The 18,463-nt window shown below is 63.4% G+C and carries 13 protein-coding genes; 10 read left to right on the forward strand and 3 right to left on the reverse strand.

What is annotated here, in order from left to right; all coding sequences use genetic code 11:
- Positions 1-15: 15 nt before the first annotated feature.
- The 3 genes from gatB (at position 16) to AIOL_RS24465 (ending at position 3,270) form a co-directional block, all read left to right on the forward strand.
- A complete protein-coding gene (gatB, locus tag AIOL_RS13500) occupies positions 16-1,524 on the forward strand; it encodes an Asp-tRNA(Asn)/Glu-tRNA(Gln) amidotransferase subunit GatB (RefSeq protein ID WP_049643461.1) in 1,509 nt (502 codons plus the stop codon).
- A 190-nt stretch (positions 1,525-1,714) separates the two neighbouring features.
- A complete protein-coding gene (locus AIOL_RS13505) occupies positions 1,715-2,668 on the forward strand; it encodes a murein L,D-transpeptidase catalytic domain family protein (protein WP_235439028.1) in 954 nt (317 codons plus the stop codon).
- A 137-nt stretch (positions 2,669-2,805) separates the two neighbouring features.
- Positions 2,806-3,270 (forward strand): DUF4177 domain-containing protein, encoded by a 465-nt coding sequence (locus AIOL_RS24465; protein ID WP_082152585.1) that lies wholly within the window; start codon positions 2,806-2,808, stop codon positions 3,268-3,270.
- A 10-nt stretch (positions 3,271-3,280) separates the two neighbouring features.
- Here the strand turns inward: AIOL_RS24465 and AIOL_RS13515 are convergent, their stop codons facing one another.
- The gene (locus tag AIOL_RS13515; protein ID WP_049643463.1) at positions 3,281-3,538 is read right to left on the reverse strand and encodes a BolA family protein; all 258 of its coding nucleotides are present in this window, start codon (positions 3,536-3,538) and stop codon (positions 3,281-3,283) included.
- Between the two features lie 74 nt (positions 3,539-3,612).
- On the opposite strand from AIOL_RS13515, the gene AIOL_RS13520 reads away from it, so the two are divergent.
- On the forward strand, positions 3,613-4,242 hold the full coding sequence (locus AIOL_RS13520) for a DnaJ domain-containing protein (RefSeq protein WP_049645444.1): 630 nt from the start codon (positions 3,613-3,615) through the stop codon (positions 4,240-4,242).
- A gap of 13 nt (positions 4,243-4,255) precedes the next feature.
- On the forward strand, positions 4,256-5,056 hold the full coding sequence (locus AIOL_RS13525) for a hypothetical protein (protein WP_049643464.1): 801 nt from the start codon (positions 4,256-4,258) through the stop codon (positions 5,054-5,056).
- Between the two features lie 36 nt (positions 5,057-5,092).
- On the opposite strand, the gene AIOL_RS23965 is transcribed toward AIOL_RS13525, so the two are convergent.
- The gene (locus tag AIOL_RS23965) at positions 5,093-7,438 is read right to left on the reverse strand and encodes a M10 family metallopeptidase C-terminal domain-containing protein (RefSeq protein WP_082152586.1); all 2,346 of its coding nucleotides are present in this window, start codon (positions 7,436-7,438) and stop codon (positions 5,093-5,095) included.
- Positions 7,439-7,661: 223 nt separating this feature from the next.
- Here AIOL_RS23965 and AIOL_RS13535 point away from each other — a divergent pair, with 223 nt between their 5' ends.
- Positions 7,662-7,877 (forward strand): hypothetical protein, encoded by a 216-nt coding sequence (locus AIOL_RS13535; RefSeq protein WP_152912526.1) that lies wholly within the window; start codon positions 7,662-7,664, stop codon positions 7,875-7,877.
- Between the two features lie 258 nt (positions 7,878-8,135).
- On the opposite strand, the gene AIOL_RS26145 is transcribed toward AIOL_RS13535, so the two are convergent.
- Positions 8,136-12,986, reverse strand: coding sequence for a LamG-like jellyroll fold domain-containing protein (locus tag AIOL_RS26145; RefSeq protein WP_053101277.1), 4,851 nt, complete (start codon positions 12,984-12,986; stop codon positions 8,136-8,138).
- Between the two features lie 656 nt (positions 12,987-13,642).
- On the opposite strand from AIOL_RS26145, the gene AIOL_RS13545 reads away from it, so the two are divergent.
- The 4 genes from AIOL_RS13545 (at position 13,643) to AIOL_RS13555 (ending at position 18,407) form a co-directional block, all read left to right on the forward strand.
- Complete coding sequence (locus tag AIOL_RS13545) at positions 13,643-15,031, forward strand: ammonium transporter (RefSeq protein WP_049643466.1); 1,389 nt, start codon at positions 13,643-13,645, stop codon at positions 15,029-15,031.
- Between the two features lie 25 nt (positions 15,032-15,056).
- Entirely contained in the window at positions 15,057-15,218 is a 162-nt protein-coding gene (locus tag AIOL_RS25730; protein ID WP_200898756.1) for a hypothetical protein, read from the forward strand.
- A 638-nt stretch (positions 15,219-15,856) separates the two neighbouring features.
- A complete protein-coding gene (gene glnT, locus AIOL_RS13550; RefSeq protein WP_049643467.1) occupies positions 15,857-17,158 on the forward strand; it encodes a type III glutamate--ammonia ligase in 1,302 nt (433 codons plus the stop codon).
- Between the two features lie 82 nt (positions 17,159-17,240).
- Positions 17,241-18,407: a cytochrome P450 gene (locus AIOL_RS13555; protein ID WP_049643468.1), complete on the forward strand. Its 1,167-nt coding sequence runs from the start codon at positions 17,241-17,243 to the stop codon at positions 18,405-18,407.
- Positions 18,408-18,463 lie beyond the last annotated feature (56 nt).

Here is an 18,463-nt window from a genome sequence, read left to right on the forward strand (position 1 = left end):
CATATGGATGGAACGATGCTTGACCTAACCTTCGAGCCCCCGAAACCCAAGGTAATCCAGGGCGCCCAGAGCGACTGGGAGCTGGTGATCGGCCTAGAGGTGCACGCGCAGGTCTCGTCCAAGGCCAAGCTGTTCTCGGGCGCCTCCACGGCTTTCGGCGCCGAGCCGAACAGCAACGTGGCATTCGTGGACAGCGCGATGCCGGGCATGCTGCCGGTGATCAACGAGTTCTGCGTCGCGCAAGCCGTGCGCACCGGGCTGGGGCTGAAGGCCGAGATCAACCTGACCAGCGCCTTCGACCGCAAGAACTACTTTTACCCCGACCTGCCGCAGGGCTACCAGATCAGCCAGCTCTACCACCCCATCGTGGGCGAGGGCGAGGTGCTGGTCGAGATGGGCCCCGGCGTGGCGCGGCTGGTGCGCATCGAGCGCATCCACCTCGAACAGGACGCCGGCAAGTCGATCCACGACATGGACCCGGCGATGTCCTTCGTCGACCTCAACCGCACCGGCGTGGCCCTGATGGAGATCGTGTCGCGGCCGGATATCCGCGGCCCCGAGGAGGCCGCAGCCTATGTGGTCAAGCTGCGCCAGATCCTGCGCTATCTGGGCACCTGTGATGGCAACATGCAGAACGGCAACCTGCGCGCCGACGTGAACGTCTCGATCTGCCAGCCCGGCGCCTATGAGCGCTATCAGGAGACCCAGGATTTCAGCCATCTGGGCACCCGCTGCGAGATCAAGAACATGAACTCGATGCGCTTTATCCAGCAGGCGATCGAGCACGAGGCGCGCCGCCAGATCGCCATCGTCGAGGGCGGCGGCAAAGTGGATCAAGAGACCCGGCTTTATGACCCGGACAAGGGCGAGACCCGCTCGATGCGCTCCAAGGAAGAGGCGCATGACTACCGCTACTTCCCCTGCCCCGACCTGCTGCCGCTGGAGATCGAGCAGGGCTGGGTCGATGACATCGCCGCGGATCTGCCAGAGCTGCCCGACGCCAAGAAGGCGCGGCTGATGGAATTGGGGCTGACCGACTATGATGCCTCGGTGCTGACCGCTGAGAAAGAGGACGCCGATTACTTCGAAGAGGTCGCCGCGGGGCGTGACGCCAAGCTCTCCGCCAACTGGGTGATCAACGAGCTCTTTGGGCGGCTGAAGCAGGACGAGAAATCCACCGCCGAAAGCCCCATCACCGCGGCGCAGCTGGGTGGGATCGTGGACCTGATCAAGGCCGAGACCATATCGGGCAAGATCGCCAAGGACCTGTTTGAGATCGTCTATACCGAGGGCGGCGACCCCGCCCAGGTCGTCGAAGAGCGCGGCATGAAGCAGGTCACCGATACCGGCGCCATCGAGGCCGCCCTGGACGAGATCATCGCCGCCAACCCCGCCCAGGTCGAGAAGGCCAAGGTGAACCCCAAGCTCGCGGGCTGGTTCGTGGGCCAGGTGATGAAGGCGACCGGCGGCAAGGCCAACCCCAAGGCGGTGAACCAGCTGGTGGCGCAGAAGCTGAACGGCTAAGCGCGACCAATCGAGTTCCGCGCGGGCCTGCCCCCGATCATTTCGGGAGGCAGCCCGCCTACCAGCGCCTCTCCCTGCGGCCAGGCCACTGGCGGCCGCGCGGTTAAACGCCTGTCCGGAGCATTGTCGCTCCAGCCGCGCAAAACTGTGCTAGGCTGGCGCCACGATGGATGTCCAGGAGGTGTTTTCGTTGAGGTTAGGTTCGCTGCGTTTCACCCTGGCCTTTGTGGTCGCCTCTGGCGTTGGGCCGACCCAAGCCGCGCAGGACATCCCCCGCTGGCTGCAGGCCCATGTCGGCACCGGCGAGGGGCAGATCGCGCCCGTGGTGCTGGAACGCGCCCGCGCGCTCTACCAAACGAAGCGCCGCAATGGTGACGTCACGAACCCCTGCTACCTGGCGATGGACGCCACGCGCCCAAGCGCGGCCCCGAACGGCGCGCCGGGGCCGCGATTCTATGTGATCTGCGAGCGCCAACGCACCTTCCGCGCGGTCTCGTCTGGCTATGGCAACGGGCGCAAGCTGCAGCGGGCGAATTTCTCGAACGGGCGGCAATGCGCCAAGAACTTCTCGAACGCGGAAGGCTCCAAGCTGACCGCGGGGGGCGCCTATGTGACCGCCGAGACACGGACCTCGTTCAAGGGCTATATCGGCGACAAGGTGCCGTTCTACCGCACCTTCATCCTGTTCGACGGCGAGGGCGAGACCCGCAACGCCCGCGAGCGCGCCATTGGAGGGCACCCGGCGGTCTTCGTGAAATGGCAGTGCCGTTATCAGGACCCGGACAGCCCGCATGCGGATAAGGACGGCTATGTGCCCTATGGGCGGCTGGTGAACTACACCGGCGGGCGCAGCAATGGCTGCACCACCTGGTCGCAGGAGGTTTCAAAGGAGATCACCGCGCTGGTCGAGGGCAACCCCACGACGCTCTACATCTACCCCGAGGGCCGCGACATCAATGCAGTGGCCAACGCGGCCCGGAACGGTCGTTTGTCGGCGGGCTCGGGGCTTTATTGGAACGCCGCTTGCCTCAGCGCGATTGGCGCGCCGAAATTCTGGCCCAAGCACAAGCTCCAGCCCATCATCAACGCCTGGCGCAGGTCCTTGCCGAAGAACCCGCCACTGGTGCTGCCGATCTGTAATTAGCGGCTTGTCGGCGCTTCGCCGCCCCATTCAACGGCTGCGCGGCAACATTTATCCACATGGCGGGAAAACGATCTGGCTTGGATCGGGGCTCTCTGCTAGAACACGGCCTCATTGCGTTGCTTTTTAGGGGGGATCTCATGGCCCGGTATGAGTACAAAGTTGTTCCTGCGCCGAGAAAACCCGGCAAGATAAAGGGCGTGAAGGGCACGGATAACCGCTTTGCCCACGAGCTTTCGGCTTTGATGAACGAATACGGCGCCGATGGCTGGGAGTATCAGCGCACCGACACCCTGCCCTGCGAGGAACGCTCCGGCCTGACCGGGCGCACGACGACCTTCCAGAACATGCTGGTGTTCCGCCGGGCGCTTGACGAAGGGCACGCGCCGCAGGCGGTGGTTGAAACCGCCGTGGCCGCTGCTCCAGAGCCGATCACAGACCCCACACCCGCGCCAATGACGCCCGCGACAGAGCGGGCGACGATCCCGACCTTCCGCTCGGCCGCAATGGGCGCCGCGCCCGCCGTGTCAGCGCCGTCTCGTGCCGCCGAGGGCAGCGCCCCTGCGGTCACTCCGACGCGCGCCCAGGACATCGCCGCGCAATAGGCGCCCGCGCCTAAGCGCTGATGTGCAATGCTAGGGCGTGTATGCGCCCCACCAGGTCCTTGCCCAGGGCCTCATGCACCGCACGGTGGCGCGCGATTCGCGACAGATCGGCAAAACCCGCCGCGGCGATCTGCACTCGAAAGTGGCTCTGACCGCCCTCCTGATAGCCCGCATGCCCGCGGTGCTGCTCGCTCTCGTCCACAACCTCTAACGTGGACGGCGCAAAGGCCGCACGCAATCTGCTCTCAATCTCTTCTTGGACCCGCATTTTTTCCGGTTCCCCCCTTTCACATCGCCATGAAACCCTTAAACTCCTACGACCGAGTCGAAAAGGCAGGTATGATGAGCAAGTCAGATCCATTCGGTTTCGATATCCGCGTCTCGTCCACAAAGAAAAAGCAGACGCGCGGAAAGCGCGGCATGTCCGGCGCATTTGAGACCTCGACAAGAAAATGCGAGCATCCTGGCTGCCAGGAGGCCGGGCAATACCGCGCGCCCAAATCCCCGGACCACCTGGACGAGTACCTGTGGTTCTGCAAGGATCACGTGCGCGAGTACAATCTGAAGTGGAACTTCTTCAACGGCACCACCGAGGAAGACCTGCAAGAGCAGATGGACAAGGACCGCGTCTGGGAGCGCGAGACCAAGCCGTTCAACCACGGCGACGAGGCCCGCGCCTGGTCCCGTCTGGGCATCGACGACCCGCATCAGGTGCTGGGCGGCAACGCCACCCGCAACCCCGGCAAGTCGATCACCGGCACCCGCAAGCTGCCCCCGACCGAGCGCCGCGCCCTGGATATCCTGGAATGCAAGGACCACTGGACCAAGGCCGAGATCCGCAAGGCCTATAAGGGCCTGATCAAGGTGCTGCACCCAGACATGAACGGCGGCGATCGCTCGGACGAGGACCGGCTGCAAGAGGTCGTCTGGGCCTGGGACCAAATCAAAGACAGCCGCCACTTCCAAAGCTGAGGCGCGCCGCGCCATGGCGCATTACGCCCAGTATTTTAAGCGCGTGGTGGGCGACGTCGAAAGCGGCGCCTTCTTTGAGCTGCCGCAATCCGAGGGCGCGGGCTTTGCCACGCCCGAGTTCCACACCACCAGCGCGCGCCATGGCACCCCCGCGCGCATCAAGGCGGGGGACACAATCTGGCTCTTCGCGCAGCTGAGCTCAGATTGGGGCAAGCTGCCGGTCAGCCTGGACGCCAAGATCGTTGTGCGCGACGTCGAAGACCTGGTGGCCACGGATCCGGCATCTAAGGCCGCGTGGAAGTACCACGCCGACAAGGAACGCTCGCGTTGGTTCTCGCTCTTTGATGCCAAGCGCAGCATTCCAAAGCTGCGCGTAACCCGCAAAAACCGATCTACCCAGAGCATCCTGGGCGATCCGCCGAAACATCTCGGGCAGCGTATCCGCTTTTTGCAAGAGATCGCCGACCCGGACCCGCTTTATGCGCTGGAGGCCGAGATCACGGGCCAGCGGGAGAGCTTCATAAGCTATCGGCTGCAGGACGGGATGGAGCCCGCCTTTCACCACGCCGCAAGGCTGATGCACCAGGGGCAGGTCGTCTGGTGGGACCGGTGGAGGCTGCCGCGCCGCCTGGTCGAACGGCGCAACAACGTGTCCTCTGACGCCCTATCCGCGGCGATCTTTGGCATGATCAAAGATGAGCGGCCCCTGGTTTGGGGCATCGAGACGGCGGGGTACAAAGACCCCAAAAGCTATGGCGCCGCAGAGCGCCGCGCCGCCGAGGCGTTAGGGCTCTACCGCCCGGTGCCAGTTTGACCGCAGCGCAGCGTGGGAGCTTTGGCTCAAACGGCCCTAGAAAATAAAGTCAGCCTGATCGAGGTCGCCTAAGGACACGCCCGCAAGCGTGATCGTGCCGGTGCCGGTGTCGATCACCACGTCCCCGCCGACCTGCGTGATCGCGTTCGTCGCGACCATCTGCGCAAAGCTCGTCAGCCCCGCCACGCCCGCCAGGTCGATATCCTCCAGGTCGTTGGTGGCCTCGAAGCCCTGGATCGTGTCCGACCCGTGCCCGTCGAAGAACACGAACACGTCGCTTCCGCCCTCGCCGTTCATCAGGTCGTTGCCCGCGCCGCCGTCCAGCGTGTCGTTGTCCAGCCAGCCCACCAGGAAGTCATCGCCGTCGGCGCCGATCAGCAGGTCGTTCCCGGCGCCGCCCGACACGGTGTCATTATCGCCCTCACCGTTTAACGTATCGTTACCGTTGCCGCCCTCCAGCGTGTCATTGCCCAGCCAGCCGAACAGCAGGTCGTTGTCGTCCTCGCCGTGCAGGAAATCGTTGCCCGTGCCGCCCGCCAGCGTGTCGTTGCCGTCGCCGCCGATCAGCACGTCGTCCTCGCCGTCGCCGTTGAGGTTGTCGGCCCCGCCGCCGCCGATCAGCGTGTCCCAGCCCTGCCCGCCATAGAGCCAGTCGTTGCCCGACCAGCCGTCCAGCAGGTCGCTGTCCTCCTCCCCGATCAGCGTGTCGTTGCCCTCGCCGCCGTTGATCGTGTCGAGCCCGAGCCAGCCGAACAGGATGTCGTCGTTGTTGTCGCCGAACAAGCTGTCGTCTCCGCGCCCGCCCGCCACGGTGTCGTTGCCGTTGCCGCCGCGGATCGTGTCGTTCTCATTATCGCCGTTCAGCAGGTCATCGCCGTCCCCGCCGATGACCAGGTCGTTGCCGTTGCCCGCGAAAATCCGGTCGTGCCCCGACCAGCCGTCCAGCGTGTTCGCCGCCTCGTTGCCCACGATCGTGTCGTCGCCGGTCCAGCCGATGGCGTTCTCGATCACCACCCCGTTGGCGATGGTGAAGCCGCCATGGATGCCCGTACCGTATGACACTTGGCCCCCGCCGGTCGACGAGTTCGTTAGATCCGCCGCCTGCAGGTTGATGATATGCGCCATCCCGCCCATCGTGCGGATCGTGTCCGTGCCGCCCGCGTCCCAGATCGACGAATAGAAGGTGCCAGCCCCGTTTGAGGTCGGCAGCCAATAGATGTCGTCGCCGGTGTTGTAGGTCGTGTTCGCGCCGTAGGTGTTCTGCAACTCGGCGATGTCCAGCGTCATCAGCGTGCCTTGATAGCCGTAATTGGTCGACGGGGTCTGACCGTGCGGCGCGGTCTGCCACCCATCGTTGTAGCTCATGGTCGTCCAGATGCCCTGGTTCAGCCCATAAGTGCCATAGTCGCCAAAGGCGCTGCTCACACCGGTCATGACCGAAGAGGTTCCGCCGCCATCATGCGGGTGCGCCAAACCCAAGCCATGCCCGATCTCGTGAATCCCCGTCACATAACCATAGCCGCCCTGCGCCAGGCCCGCGGTGTTCCAGCCCTGGCCTGACGCGTTGAAGACGCCCCAACCGTCCAGCGAATAGCTTGCCGCGCCATACGTAATGCTGCCGCCGCCCACGGCCCAATAGCCAAGGGCAGTCGTCGCAGTGGTGGACTCAAACATCACGAAATCAGCCTGGCTGATACTGTTGACGTAGTTGAACGTCACATTGGCCACGTTCTCGAAATTCTCGAAGCCAAGCATCATCTGCTGCATCTCGTAGCTAGACCAACCGGTGGTGGTCCAAGTCGAGCCGTCGTTCACAGTCACGCCCGCCGCGGCGAAGAAGACGTTGATCGTCGACGGCGCCGAATAGCCCCAATCGATTGACGATAGCGGCTGAACCCCGCTGCTCGGCCGGGGTGTGACTGCGCCTCCGGTAGCTGTGATCGAATAGGTCCCGGTCAGGCTATCATCGAAGGCCCCGGCCGCCACAAAAACGGTCCCGGTATGCGTGGCCGTGTAATTGATCTGTGCATTCGGATTGCTCGGGAACGAGATATTGTCGTTCAATGTGATAAGGTTGCCTGAATCGTCGTAGAGGCGCAGAAGCGGATCCGACAGAGAGGCGCCGTTCATTGTAAACGTATAGCTCTGACCGGCCGTGACATTCACCGCGACCCAATCTTGATCCCCTGCAGCACCGAGCGTGCCCACAAAGGTATCCCCCACGCCCATGGAATAGCTGGTGGATATGCTCGCCGCAGCGTCCGCACCCTCGTTGACAGTAAGCCCGCTTACGCCGCCCAGCTCTGATGCGCCCCCATTCGGAAGGCCCTCATACTCGCAGTTCTCATGGAACGGATTGAATCGATTACATATTATGCACATCGTGAGCGCCCCTCAAATCCAATAAGATGAAAAACCATTCTCTTACCCCCGAGCTTAAGACTAATATTCCAAAGCTTGCGGCTTTGGGCAACCAAGATTATCGTTAGATGCAATGAAATCTAGAGCTGTAGACGATTATCGGCGCTTGTTGGCCGTGCGGGGCGCGATGTTTGCGCTGGTCCTCGCCTCCAGCCTCGCCACGCCTAGTTTTGGAGGCGATCGAGTGGCCGGACTGCCTGACGCGCGCGGCAAGAGCTTTGCGACGCTTGACGACTATCTCGCCCATCTTGCCAAGCTGGGCCCCATAGACATCCCCTATTACGAGCCGCAGCCCGATGGCCGGTACCGGTTGATCATCCGGCAGCCCGCCGGTCAGGCGCCTCTGTTGTTCACCCGCGCAGAGCTTGCGTCCAAGTTCGGGTTCAGCGCCTCCGAGTAGGCACCCTCGATGGAGGATTGCGCACAGGGGCGACGCAGGCTGACCCGCGCGGACCAGCCGCACCAGCTGTCAGGATCTGGGCTTTGGACGAACTGGGCCCCACGCGGCTTGGGGGAACGCGTGGGGCCTCTTGATTGCGGGGCGCGCCGGCCGGAATTCAAGCCGGCACCCCGCGTAGCGATCTATAGCGCCCGGCCATTGACCGCGTGGGCGCACCGCCAAACCCTGTGATCCAGGGAATTGGCAGCGCGCCGTAGCTCAGAAGATAAAGTCGTTGCCGTCCAGCAGATCGCCCATTTGCACACCCGCCAGCGTGATCGAGCCAGAGCCCGTATCGATCACCACATCGGCGCCTTGCTGGCTCATGTGGTTGCTCACCAGGTCGTTGAGATCGGTGATCGCCGAGATGCCGGCCAAGTTGATGTCCTCAAGATCGTTGTTGGCCTCAAAGCCAAGGATGATGTCGTCGCCGTGACCGTCAAAGAACATGAAAACGTCGTTGCCCTGCTCGCCATTCATCACGTCGTTCCCGGCCCCGCCGTCCAGCGTGTCGTCATCCAACCAGCCCACAAGGAGGTCATCCCCCGTGCCGCCGATCAGCAGGTCATCGCCCGCGCCGCCAGAGACCGTGTCGTTATCCTCCTCGCCGTTCAGCGTGTCATTGCCGTTGCCGCCTTCCAGCGTGTCACTGCCAAGCCAGCCAACCAGCAGGTCGGCATCGTCCTCGCCATGCATGAAGTCGTTGCCATGGCCACCAGCCAGCGTGTCGTTGCCATTGCCGCCAAACAGCAGGTCGTCGTCGGCATCACCGTTCAACAGGTCATTGCCGTCACCGCCGTAAAGCGTGTCCCAACCCTGGCCGCCAAACAGCGCGTCATTGCCCGACCAGCCATCCAGCAGATCGCTGTCCTCCTCGCCAAACAGGTGATCATTGCCCTCGCCACCATTCAAGGTGTCAAGACCAAGCCAGCCCCAAAGCCAGTCATCGCCATTGTCGCCCATCAGCGAGTCATCGCCGCGCCCGCCAGCCAAGGTGTCATTGCCGTCGCCGCCGCGGATCGTGTCGTTCTCGTTGTCGCCGTTCAGCAGGTCGTGGCCGCCGCCGCCCAGAACCGAATCGTGGCCGTTGCCCGCAAACACCTGGTCATCGCCGGACCAGCCATCGAGCGTGTCATTGCCCGCATTGCCCATCATCGTGTCCTGGCCGTCCAGGCCCACCATGATATCGCGCGAGTTGCCGCCGCTCATCGTCTCGGACGCGTTGGTCCCGACACCGGTATTCGACAGGCTCACCGTGATGTCAGCGAATTCCACAACCTGCGCGTCGGCCGGAACGATATAGACCGTACCATTATGCGTCACCGTCACGTCTCCGGCAGCGTTCATGCCCAAGGTCGCGTCAATGAAGCTGAAGGAGTAGCTTTGCGTTGGCGGCGGCTGGCCGATATCGCCGCCGTCAACTTGCGCGTCATATATGGTGAAATCCGTGATCGTGCCGTCGAAATGGCCGTGCAAGTTATTGGCCTGGCCCGGATCGCTGGACCAGCCATTCGCACCAACCACCAAGAGCTCTGAATTGCCCTGCATGGTGAACGTGCTGTCGGCAATCATGGCCATCCGCGTACCGTTGAGGAAGAGCTGCGCCCCGCCCAGTCCGAAGGAGAAGGCGAAATCGTAGGTCTCTCCGGCGGAGATTGCGCCCTGCGCTATGAGATACCTGGTCTCATTGCCATCCTGGATACGAACCACCAGATCGCCATTGGCTTCGATATAGGCCGAGACATGCCCGCCATTGCCAAAGCCCGTCGCATCCTTGGAGAACAGGAACTCGTAGCCATTTAGGTTTGTGGCATTGAAGCTGAAGGCAATCGTGCCCTGCGCCATTTCCAGGCCCGCCTGGTGGTCGAAGACCAGCGGCGCGCGCTCTTGCGGGATGAACGAGAAATCCCCCGCGGCGGCAAAAATCGCCTCTTGCCCATTCCCGGCCATGTGGTCGGCAATCGAACCAAGGTTCGCAGGCGGCTGGATCGGGCCCTGAGAGGTGCCGGTATCGTAAGGCGTGACGGCTTCGGACAGGTCCTCGATCGAGGTCACGATGCCGTAGGCTGGCGCCGCGGTGTGCTCGATATCCGCCTCGGTGATCAGATCGCCATAGACGGTGATCGTGCCCAGCTGGTCATCGTCATGGGCGCCACCATTGTTGCCCTGGTCCGAGTACAGCCGGATGACGGAGTGATCCATCAGCCCGTCGCCATCGGCATCGCCATAGGTGATAGAGCTGATCTGGGTCGTGTGGCCCTCGATCACGATCCGGTCGCCCTCGGCGCGGCTGAAGTCCAGGATCACGTCGTCGCCGATGCTGTCGACCCAGTGGTCGTGGATATTGCCGTTCTCGCCCGCCACGCCGTGCCAGTTGATCGTGCCGTCGCTATTGGTGTGCTCGCGGATGAACTCCTCGCGCGCGTTGATAAGCGTCTGGAAGTAGAACACATCCGCGCCCGCGCCGCCCTCCATCACGTCGTTGCCGGGGATTGGCTGGTTGGGGTAGACCTGCCCCTCGCCGGGCTGGGTGGGCTGGCCGACCTCTGGCTCGCGCGCATCCGAGCGCGAGATGATCCAGTCGTCGCCCGCACCGCCCACCAGGCTGTCCTCGCCGTGACCACCGTCGATAATATCGTCGCCGTCGCCGCCCATCACCGTGTCATTGCCATACCCGCCCTGCAGCACGTCATTGCCGCCGAGCCCGTCGATGGCGTCGTCTCCCGCCATGCCGTTGATGCCGTCCGCCGCGGCGGTGCCGGTCAAACTGTTGCCCGCCATGCCGCCCGTCTGCATCGCCAGCGGGTTCATGAAATGGCCGTGGCCGCTGAGGCCGTAATCCTGCATCAGGTCAATGAAGGTGTCGGAGGCGTGGTGCCCCTGCGCAAAGCTCGGCTGCAGCGCGTCCATCATATTTGCCATCGCGCTGGCGCTGGCGCCCGTGGCCCCGACGCTGGAGGCCAGCGCCAGCATGTCGGCCTCGCCCAACTGCGCGTCATAGAAATTGACGTTGCCGATCTCGCCGCGGAACTCGCTATGGGCGTCGTTCTCCTGGCTGGTCCAGGCGCGGCTGCCGCCGATGACCAGGCTGCTGTCATTGCCGTCGATGCCGCCGGTGAACTCGGGCTCTGCGGCCACGAGTTGGCCATCGATCCAGATGCTCAGCCCGTCCGCCCCGAAGGACACCGCAAGCTGGTAGTCCACGCCCGCCTCGAGCGTCATATCCGGCACCCGCAGCGACTTCGAAACACCATCCTCTTCGATCACGATCTTCAGCGTGCCGTCCTGGACCCAGACGGTGAATTCGCCCTCGTTCTTGTCGCGGTTGTCCTTGGAGATCAGCGCGAAGTCACCAATCGTGCCGTCCAGGTTGAAGCTGAGCGACAGCGTGCCGCTGGCCAGGTTCAGCGCCGCCATGTGGCCCGCATCCATATACTCGCCGTCCCAGCCGTCATAATGCTGCGTGCCCGCGATGGCATAAACCGGGGTCGCGCCGCTGGGGATCGTCGGGCCGGTCACCGTTGTCACAGTAGACGGCGGCGCGATGGGGCCTTGGCTGGTGCCGGGATCAAGCGGGGTTATCGCCTCAGACAGATCCTCGACAGAGGTCACGATGCCATAGGCGGGCGCGGCGGTATGCTCGATATCCGAGAGCATCACCAGATCGCCATAGACGGTGATTGAGCCAAGATCGTCGTCATCATGGGCGCCGCCATTGTTGCCCTGGTCCGAGTAAAGCCGGATGACGGAGTGATCCATCACCCCGTCGCCATTGCTGTCGCCATAGGTGATAGAGCTGATCTGCGTCGTATGGCCCTCGATCACGATCCGGTCGCCCTCGGCGCGGCTGAAATCCAGGATCACGTCGTCGCCGATGCTGTCGACCCAGTGGTCGTGGATATTGCCGTTCTCGCCCGCCACGCCGTGCCAGTTGATCGTGCCGTCATTATTGGTGTGCTCGCGGATGAATTCCTCGCGCGCATTGATAAGCGTCTGAAAATAAAAGATATCGGCGCCCGCACCGCCGGACATCACGTCGTTGCCGGGGATCGGCTGCCCGGGATAGACCTGCCCGCCATTCGGTGTGCCCGCCGGCACCGGCTGGCCCACATAGGGCTCGCGCGCGTCCGAGCGCGAGATGATCAGGTCGTTGCCCGCACCGCCCGACAGGTTGTCCTCGCCATGGCCTCCGTCGATGATGTCGTTGCCGTCGCCGCCGACCACCGTGTCATTGCCATAGCCGCCCTGCAGGATGTCGTTGCCACCCGCGCCGTCGATGTTGTCATTGCCCAGCATGCCGTTGATGCCGTCATCCGCCGTCGTGCCCGCAAGCGTATTGGCGCCCATGTCGCCCATCGCCATGTCGATGGGGCGCATCACATGGCCGTGGTTGCTGACGCCGTAATCCGAAAGGATGTCGATATAGGTGTCCGAGCCGTGGTGCAGCTGCCCAAAGCTGGGCTGCAGCGCATCCATGGCGCTCATCATGGCCGACATATTGGCCGCCATCGGTGCGGCCTCCGCCGCCAGGCTCAACATGTCCGCCTCGCCCAGCTGCTGGTCATAGACGTTCACATTGCCGATCTCTCCACGGAACAGCGACGAGGGAGCGCTGCTGCTATAGGCCATGGTTCCCCCGACGAGCAGATCGCTGGTGTTGCCGTCAATGCCACCGGTGAATTCGGGCTCGGCCGCCACAAGTTGCCCGTCCAGCCAGACACTTAGCCCGTCCGCGCCCACCGAGAGCGCCATCTGGTGCTGCGCGCCCTCCTCGATGATAACATCCGGCACGGTGACCCATTTGGTCACGCCGTTCTCTTCGATCGAGATCTTCAGCCTGCCATCCGAGATCCAGACCGTGAACTCTCCGTCGTTCTTGCCCTTGCTGTCCTTGGAGATCAGCGCATAGGACCCGGTGGTGGCGGTTGCCGTGAAGCCCAGCGATATCGTCGCATTCGGGGCGCTGAGGGCCGCGCTATGCGGGACTTGGATGACGCCGGCTTGGCCGCCGGTATAAGTCGAGCTTGCTGAGTTGCTATAGACCGGCGGGGTCGGGACACTGGTTGACATGGGACTCTCTCCTGGTAACGCCTGAGCATATCCGGGCCGCCTTTTCGGGCCTGTTTGTGGCAGAACGTGGCCAGAACGCGGCGCGGTGCGTGGTTGCGGAGATGCGCCAGAGGGCGCGACCCGCAATTTCTTTAGTCCCGTCAAAGGCGTGAAGATCTTGTAAACGTTTCATTTACGTCGGCATGAAGACGCCAGTTGTCGCCTATTGCATTTGCAAAAAGGCGTGCAATCGGTGGGTGAAAAACGCGATTGTCTCCAAACTTGGTAAACTCGCAATTCTCCGCCGAGCCAAAAGGCTTCCCCAACGTAAACTTCTCGAATCAATCGGAGGCATTTGGCCCAATGCGCGGCGGTCAGTTGGCAACCCATCCTGGAACAAAAGTGACGTCCCTCGGCACAAAGTAGCAGCGGCACGGCCAGCCCCCGGTTCAAAATTGGTACACGAACAGAACCAAACCTGTGCTGGCGTCTATATCGGCAGCAAAATGACCCACAGACATCAATATGTAGGACTTGTTCGCAAAAAAAACCTCTTTCGGTATAGTTTTGGCTCAGAATTTGGATTTGGCGTGGATTAGGTTCGGTGTATAGTTCGCGTGCAAACAAGAGGACCCGGGACAATATCTGGGCCAGACGCAACAGAGGGGATCCATTCGATGGAAGAACAACTCGCCGAGTTGGCAGCCAGGGTGACTGCCATGGAGGCGAAGGGTGGTACGACCAACACCAACTTCGCCGAGATGTATTACTACATTACAATACCAATCATGATCATCATCCACGCGGGCTTCCTCGCCTATGAGATGGGCGCGACCCGGATGAAAAACGTTCTGAGTTCTGGTGTTAAGAACATTCTGGCCTTCGCCTTCGTGATCCCGGCCTTCTACTTCTTTGGCTGGTGGCTCTATTGGGCTCTGCCGACAGGGCTAAGCGGCTCTATGGGCGCCATGGAGATCTCTGGCGTCGCCTATGCGAACTCGATCGCATGGGGTTGGGGCGAGAGCGCGGCCTATATGGGCCCCAATACGGGTGACCAGATCGACGGCGTTTTCTGGGGCGCCTTTGCGCTGTTTGCGGCGACCACGGCCTCGATCATGTCGGGCGCGCTGATCGAGCGCATCCAGACGGTTGGCTTCATCATCTGCGCGATCGTGCTGGGCGGGTTTAGCTGGGTCGTTGCGGCAGCCTGGGGCTGGCATTCCGACGGCTGGCTGGTGACCCAGTGGGGCCTGCATGACTTTGGTGCGGCGGGGCTTGTCCACGCGGTGGCGGCGTTCTTCGCGTTTGGGGTGCTGTTCAACCTTGGGCCAAGGATCGGCAAGTTCAACGATGACGGCTCGTCCAACGACATCGGCGGCCATAACATGCCCTTTACCATCACCGGCCTGATGCTGATTATCGTCGGCTTCTGGGGCTTCCTGATGGCCTGCGTCGTGCCAGGCGGCGAGAGCTGGTCCTGGGGGCACAACTTCGCCACCATCTACGGCACGCCCACCAACCTTGGCGCACTGGCCTTCAACATCCTGATGTCCATCGCGGGCGGGATCATCGGCGCCTGGGTCTGCACCAAAGACCCGTTCTGGATGATGTCGGGCGCGCTGGCGGGGATTATCTCTTGCGCCTCGGGTCTGGACATCTACTTCCCGGCGCAAGCCTTCGTGATCGCGCTGGTGGCCGGTGTCATTCTTAAGCCTTGTGCAGACTGGCTGGAGAGGACCTTTAAGGTCGACGACGCGGTCGGCGCGGTGACGGTGCACGGCACCATCGGCATCTACGGCATGCTGATGCTGGGCATCTTTGCCTCGGGCTATCCGGCCATCGAGGCCGAAGGCGCGGCGACCACATCCTTTATCGGGCAGCTTGTGGGCTCTGTGGTCTTCATAATCCTCGGCTTTGGGACCGGCTGGGTGACCTCGTTCATCCTGAAGATGCTGGGCATGCTGCGGGTGCCGGATCAGGCGCAGCTGGACGGGCTGGACCCGACGAAGGTCCCGGTACAAGCCTATCCCGAGGGCATTCCAACTTCACCCGCCCCGGCGGAATAGGACAAAAAAGGAAGGAGAGAACGACATGGGTTTTCCTGGAACAGATTGGGCCTCGCTGGCCGGAAGCGCTATCTTCCCTGGCGCGGGCGGCCCGATGCCCGGCATTTGGACCGCGATCGCCATCATCGCCTGCGTGGTGGTGCTGTGGGTCGGACACGCGTCTGAGGCCAAAAAATACAAGAAATAGCCTGGCGGATGTGAACCGCAGGACAATCGGAACAGGAAGGGCCGCCTCGCGCGGCCCTTCTCTTTTTTGGGATCTTCAATTGCGTCGGCAGGTGAGTTTGGCCTGGAGGGGACGTTGCCAACAAGCGCACCGCCCCGACAACGCTTGCAGACACCAGATGAGACGGGACTCACACAAAGCAACCGCCCGAGCTTGCCTCGGGCAGCGGCCGACCTCCCCCAGGAGGCCGCTTTTGCCACGTCGCACCCCATTGGAACGCTGGCGTTTTGGAAGATCGCTCGCAATTCAGAACCGTCGCGCAGGCGACCTCCAGGTCGGCCGCTGCCGGCGTAGCGCTCGGTTCAAGGTAGAGGCCCCGGATCAAGTCCGGGGCGGCGGGCTTCTAATGCCTGCTCCCAGGCCAAACAAGGACCTCCCCACGCCATGATCCTGCGCGGCCTCCCCAGCACATAGCCTGCAATTCCCCCCCTTGTCTCAGGAAATCCTCGCTCGTGCACATATACAAAACTCCTGCCTCAATTTGCCTCACAGTTAAAAAATGTTCTAACGGGTCGCCATAGGCACCCCTTCCCCTTGACAGCGCTCCACCTGGGCGGGCCAAATCCGGCCAACCGCAGAAAGACAGACCGGGGAGCCAGATGACCGACAGCCTGCACGACTACGCCCAATCCAATGGCGTGAAATTCTTTCTCTTCAACTTCACCGACCTCTTCGGGCATCAGCGCGCCAAGCTGGTGCCGGCCTCCGCCGCGGCGGATATGCAGGAAAGCGGCGCGGGTTTCGCGGGCTTCGCCTCCTGGCTGGACATGACGCCCGCGCATCCGGACATGTTCGTGATGCCCGACCCTTCCTCGGTGATCCAGTTGCCCTGGAAGCCCGAGGTCGCCTGGGTCGCGGGCGACCCCTGGATGGACGGCGCCCCCGTGGCGCAGGCCCCGCGCAACGTGCTGAAGTCCCTGCGCGAAAAGGCCGGCGGCAAGCAGCTGATGACCGGCGTGGAGCCCGAGTTCCACCTCATCAACGCCGATGGCAGCGACATCTCGGACCCGCGCGACACCCAGGAGAAGCCCTGCTACGACCAATCGGCGCTGCTCCGGCGTTTCGATGTCATCTCTGAGATCTGCTCGACCATGGAGGGGCTCGGCTGGGGCCCCTACCAGAACGACCACGAGGACGCCAACGGCCAGTTCGAGATCAACTGGGATTACGGCGAATGCCTGCAGACCGCCGACCGGCTGGCGTTCTTTAAGTTCATGGTCAAGGAGATCGCCGCACGGCACGAGTTGCGCGCGACCTTCATGCCCAAGCCCTTCGGGCACATCACCGGCAACGGCTGCCACGTGCATATCTCGATGATGGAGGGCGGCGCGCAGCTCTTTGCGGATGACAACGACCCCGAGGGGATGGGCCTAAGCCAGGACTGCTACCACTTCATCGGCGGGCTGATGGCCCACGCCCAGGGGCTGGCCGCGATCACCAACCCCACGGTGAACAGCTATAAACGGCTGAACGCGCCGGTGACGGCGTCCGGCGCCACCTGGTCCCCCAACACGGTCAGCTATGGCGGCAATAACCGCACGCATATGATCCGCATCCCCGACGCGGGCCGCATCGAGTTCCGCCTGGCGGACGGCGCGGCGAACCCCTACCTGCTGATGGCGGGGATCCTGGCCGCGGGGCTCGACGGGATCGAGACCCAGGCCGATCCGGGCAAGCGGCTGGACATCGACATGTATAGCGAGGCGCATAAGGCGCGCGGCGTGAAGAAGCTGCCGCTGAACCTGCTCGACGCGCTGCGGGCGTTTAAGAAGGACAGGGTTCTTGGCGCAGCGATGGGCGCGGAGTTCACCGAGGCCTATCTGAAGCTCAAGCACGCGAATTGGACCGACTACACGCGCCACCTGACGGATTGGGAGCGCCAGCAGACGCTGGATTGCTAGTGCAAGGGGGCTGCTCGATCCGCCTTGGCGGGCGTCCTCGCAGCGAAGACGCCCAAAGCGGGTCCTCCCGCTCAAAGGGCGGATGAGCGGCCCCCTGCCCTTCCTGGACCTGACCGCCGAGGGGTTCTCGACCCGAAGCCCCGAAGTTCTCGCGGCACGAGAGGCGCATTGGTGCGCGCAAACCCCCTTTGGTCTGGCGGTGCTGCGCCACCGCGAGGCGGGGCAACTCTTGCGCGACAGGCGCCTGCGCCAAGGCAGCCACGCCTGGCCCGAGACCATGGGCCTCACCGGCAGCTTCGCGCGGTTCTGGTCCGACAGCGTGATCGGCCAGGAGGGCGCGGCGCATAAAGCGCTGCGCCTGGCGGCGCAAACCGCCTTGGCGCCAAATTGGATCGCGCGCCTTGTGCCGCAATTCGAAGCCACGGCAACGCGCCTCGCAGAGGCGCTGCCCGATCCTTGCGAGTTCATCGCAGACTTCACCGAGCCCTTCGCGGGCCGCGCCATTACCACGCTGCTGGGCCTGCCCGAAACTGAGGCCGAGTGGATCGCCCAGGACGCAGTTCGGCTGGGGCTGGCCATGGGGCTCGATGCGAAGGCGCATGAACAGCTGTTCAATTCCGCCACGGACCGCCTGATGGACCTAGCGCGGCAGATGGTGGCCCGGGCGCGCAAAACCCCAAGCGATGACTATGTCACCCGCCTAATGGCGGCTGGCAATCAGCTAAGCGACCAGCAGATCCTCGACCTCGTGGTGATCTCGATCTTCGGCGGGGTGGACACCACCCGTGCGCAGTTGGGCTTCGCCCTGGCGCTGCTGGCGGAGCACCCCGCGCAATGGATCGCCCTGCGCGCCGACCCGGGGCTGATCCCGGGCGCCATAGAGGAGGCGATCCGCGCCCGTCCGACCACAACTTGGTCCACCCGCGAGGCCACCGAGGATTTCGAGCTGAGCGGCGTCCCCATCCCCAAGGGCACCACGCTGCACATCCTGGCGCACGCCACCGCAACGGACCCGCGCGCCAACACCGGCTGGCAGTTCGACGTCACCGTCAAGCGCAAGGCCCATTTCGGCTTTGGCGGCGGGGCGCATCACTGCCTGGGGCAGTTCGTGGCGCGCACGGATATGGCCGCGGCACTGCGGGTATTGGTGGGCCGGTTCTCCGAGGTGGCGTTCGCAGCCCAGCCAGAATGGCTGCCCGAGACCGGCAACACAAGCCCCGCGCGACTGCCCCTTCGCTTCACAGAGTAACCCCTCCGACAAAGCGCCGGGTCGGCGGGCGGGGGCGGGTGGGTGNACACGGGCCC

It is taken from the genome of Candidatus Rhodobacter oscarellae (assembly GCF_001078595.1).
Lineage (GTDB): Bacteria > Pseudomonadota > Alphaproteobacteria > Rhodobacterales > Rhodobacteraceae > Rhodobacter_B > Rhodobacter_B oscarellae.

What these genes read in the sequence shown, in the direction of transcription:
- gatB (WP_049643461.1), top strand. Translation starts at nt 16, where the DNA reads ATGCTTGACCTAACCTTCGAGCCCCCGAAACCCAAGGTAATCCAGGGC.
- AIOL_RS24465 (WP_082152585.1), top strand. Translation starts at nt 2,806, where the DNA reads ATGGCCCGGTATGAGTACAAAGTTGTTCCTGCGCCGAGAAAACCCGGC.
- AIOL_RS13515 (WP_049643463.1), bottom strand. Translation starts at nt 3,538, where the DNA reads ATGCGGGTCCAAGAAGAGATTGAGAGCAGATTGCGTGCGGCCTTTGCG.
- AIOL_RS13520 (WP_049645444.1), top strand. Translation starts at nt 3,613, where the DNA reads ATGAGCAAGTCAGATCCATTCGGTTTCGATATCCGCGTCTCGTCCACA.
- AIOL_RS13525 (WP_049643464.1), top strand. Translation starts at nt 4,256, where the DNA reads ATGGCGCATTACGCCCAGTATTTTAAGCGCGTGGTGGGCGACGTCGAA.
- AIOL_RS23965 (WP_082152586.1), bottom strand. Translation starts at nt 7,438, where the DNA reads ATGTGCATAATATGTAATCGATTCAATCCGTTCCATGAGAACTGCGAG.
- AIOL_RS26145 (WP_053101277.1), bottom strand. Translation starts at nt 12,986, where the DNA reads ATGTCAACCAGTGTCCCGACCCCGCCGGTCTATAGCAACTCAGCAAGC.
- AIOL_RS13545 (WP_049643466.1), top strand. Translation starts at nt 13,643, where the DNA reads ATGGAAGAACAACTCGCCGAGTTGGCAGCCAGGGTGACTGCCATGGAG.
- AIOL_RS25730 (WP_200898756.1), top strand. Translation starts at nt 15,057, where the DNA reads ATGGGTTTTCCTGGAACAGATTGGGCCTCGCTGGCCGGAAGCGCTATC.
- glnT (WP_049643467.1), top strand. Translation starts at nt 15,857, where the DNA reads ATGACCGACAGCCTGCACGACTACGCCCAATCCAATGGCGTGAAATTC.
- AIOL_RS13555 (WP_049643468.1), top strand. Translation starts at nt 17,241, where the DNA reads ATGAGCGGCCCCCTGCCCTTCCTGGACCTGACCGCCGAGGGGTTCTCG.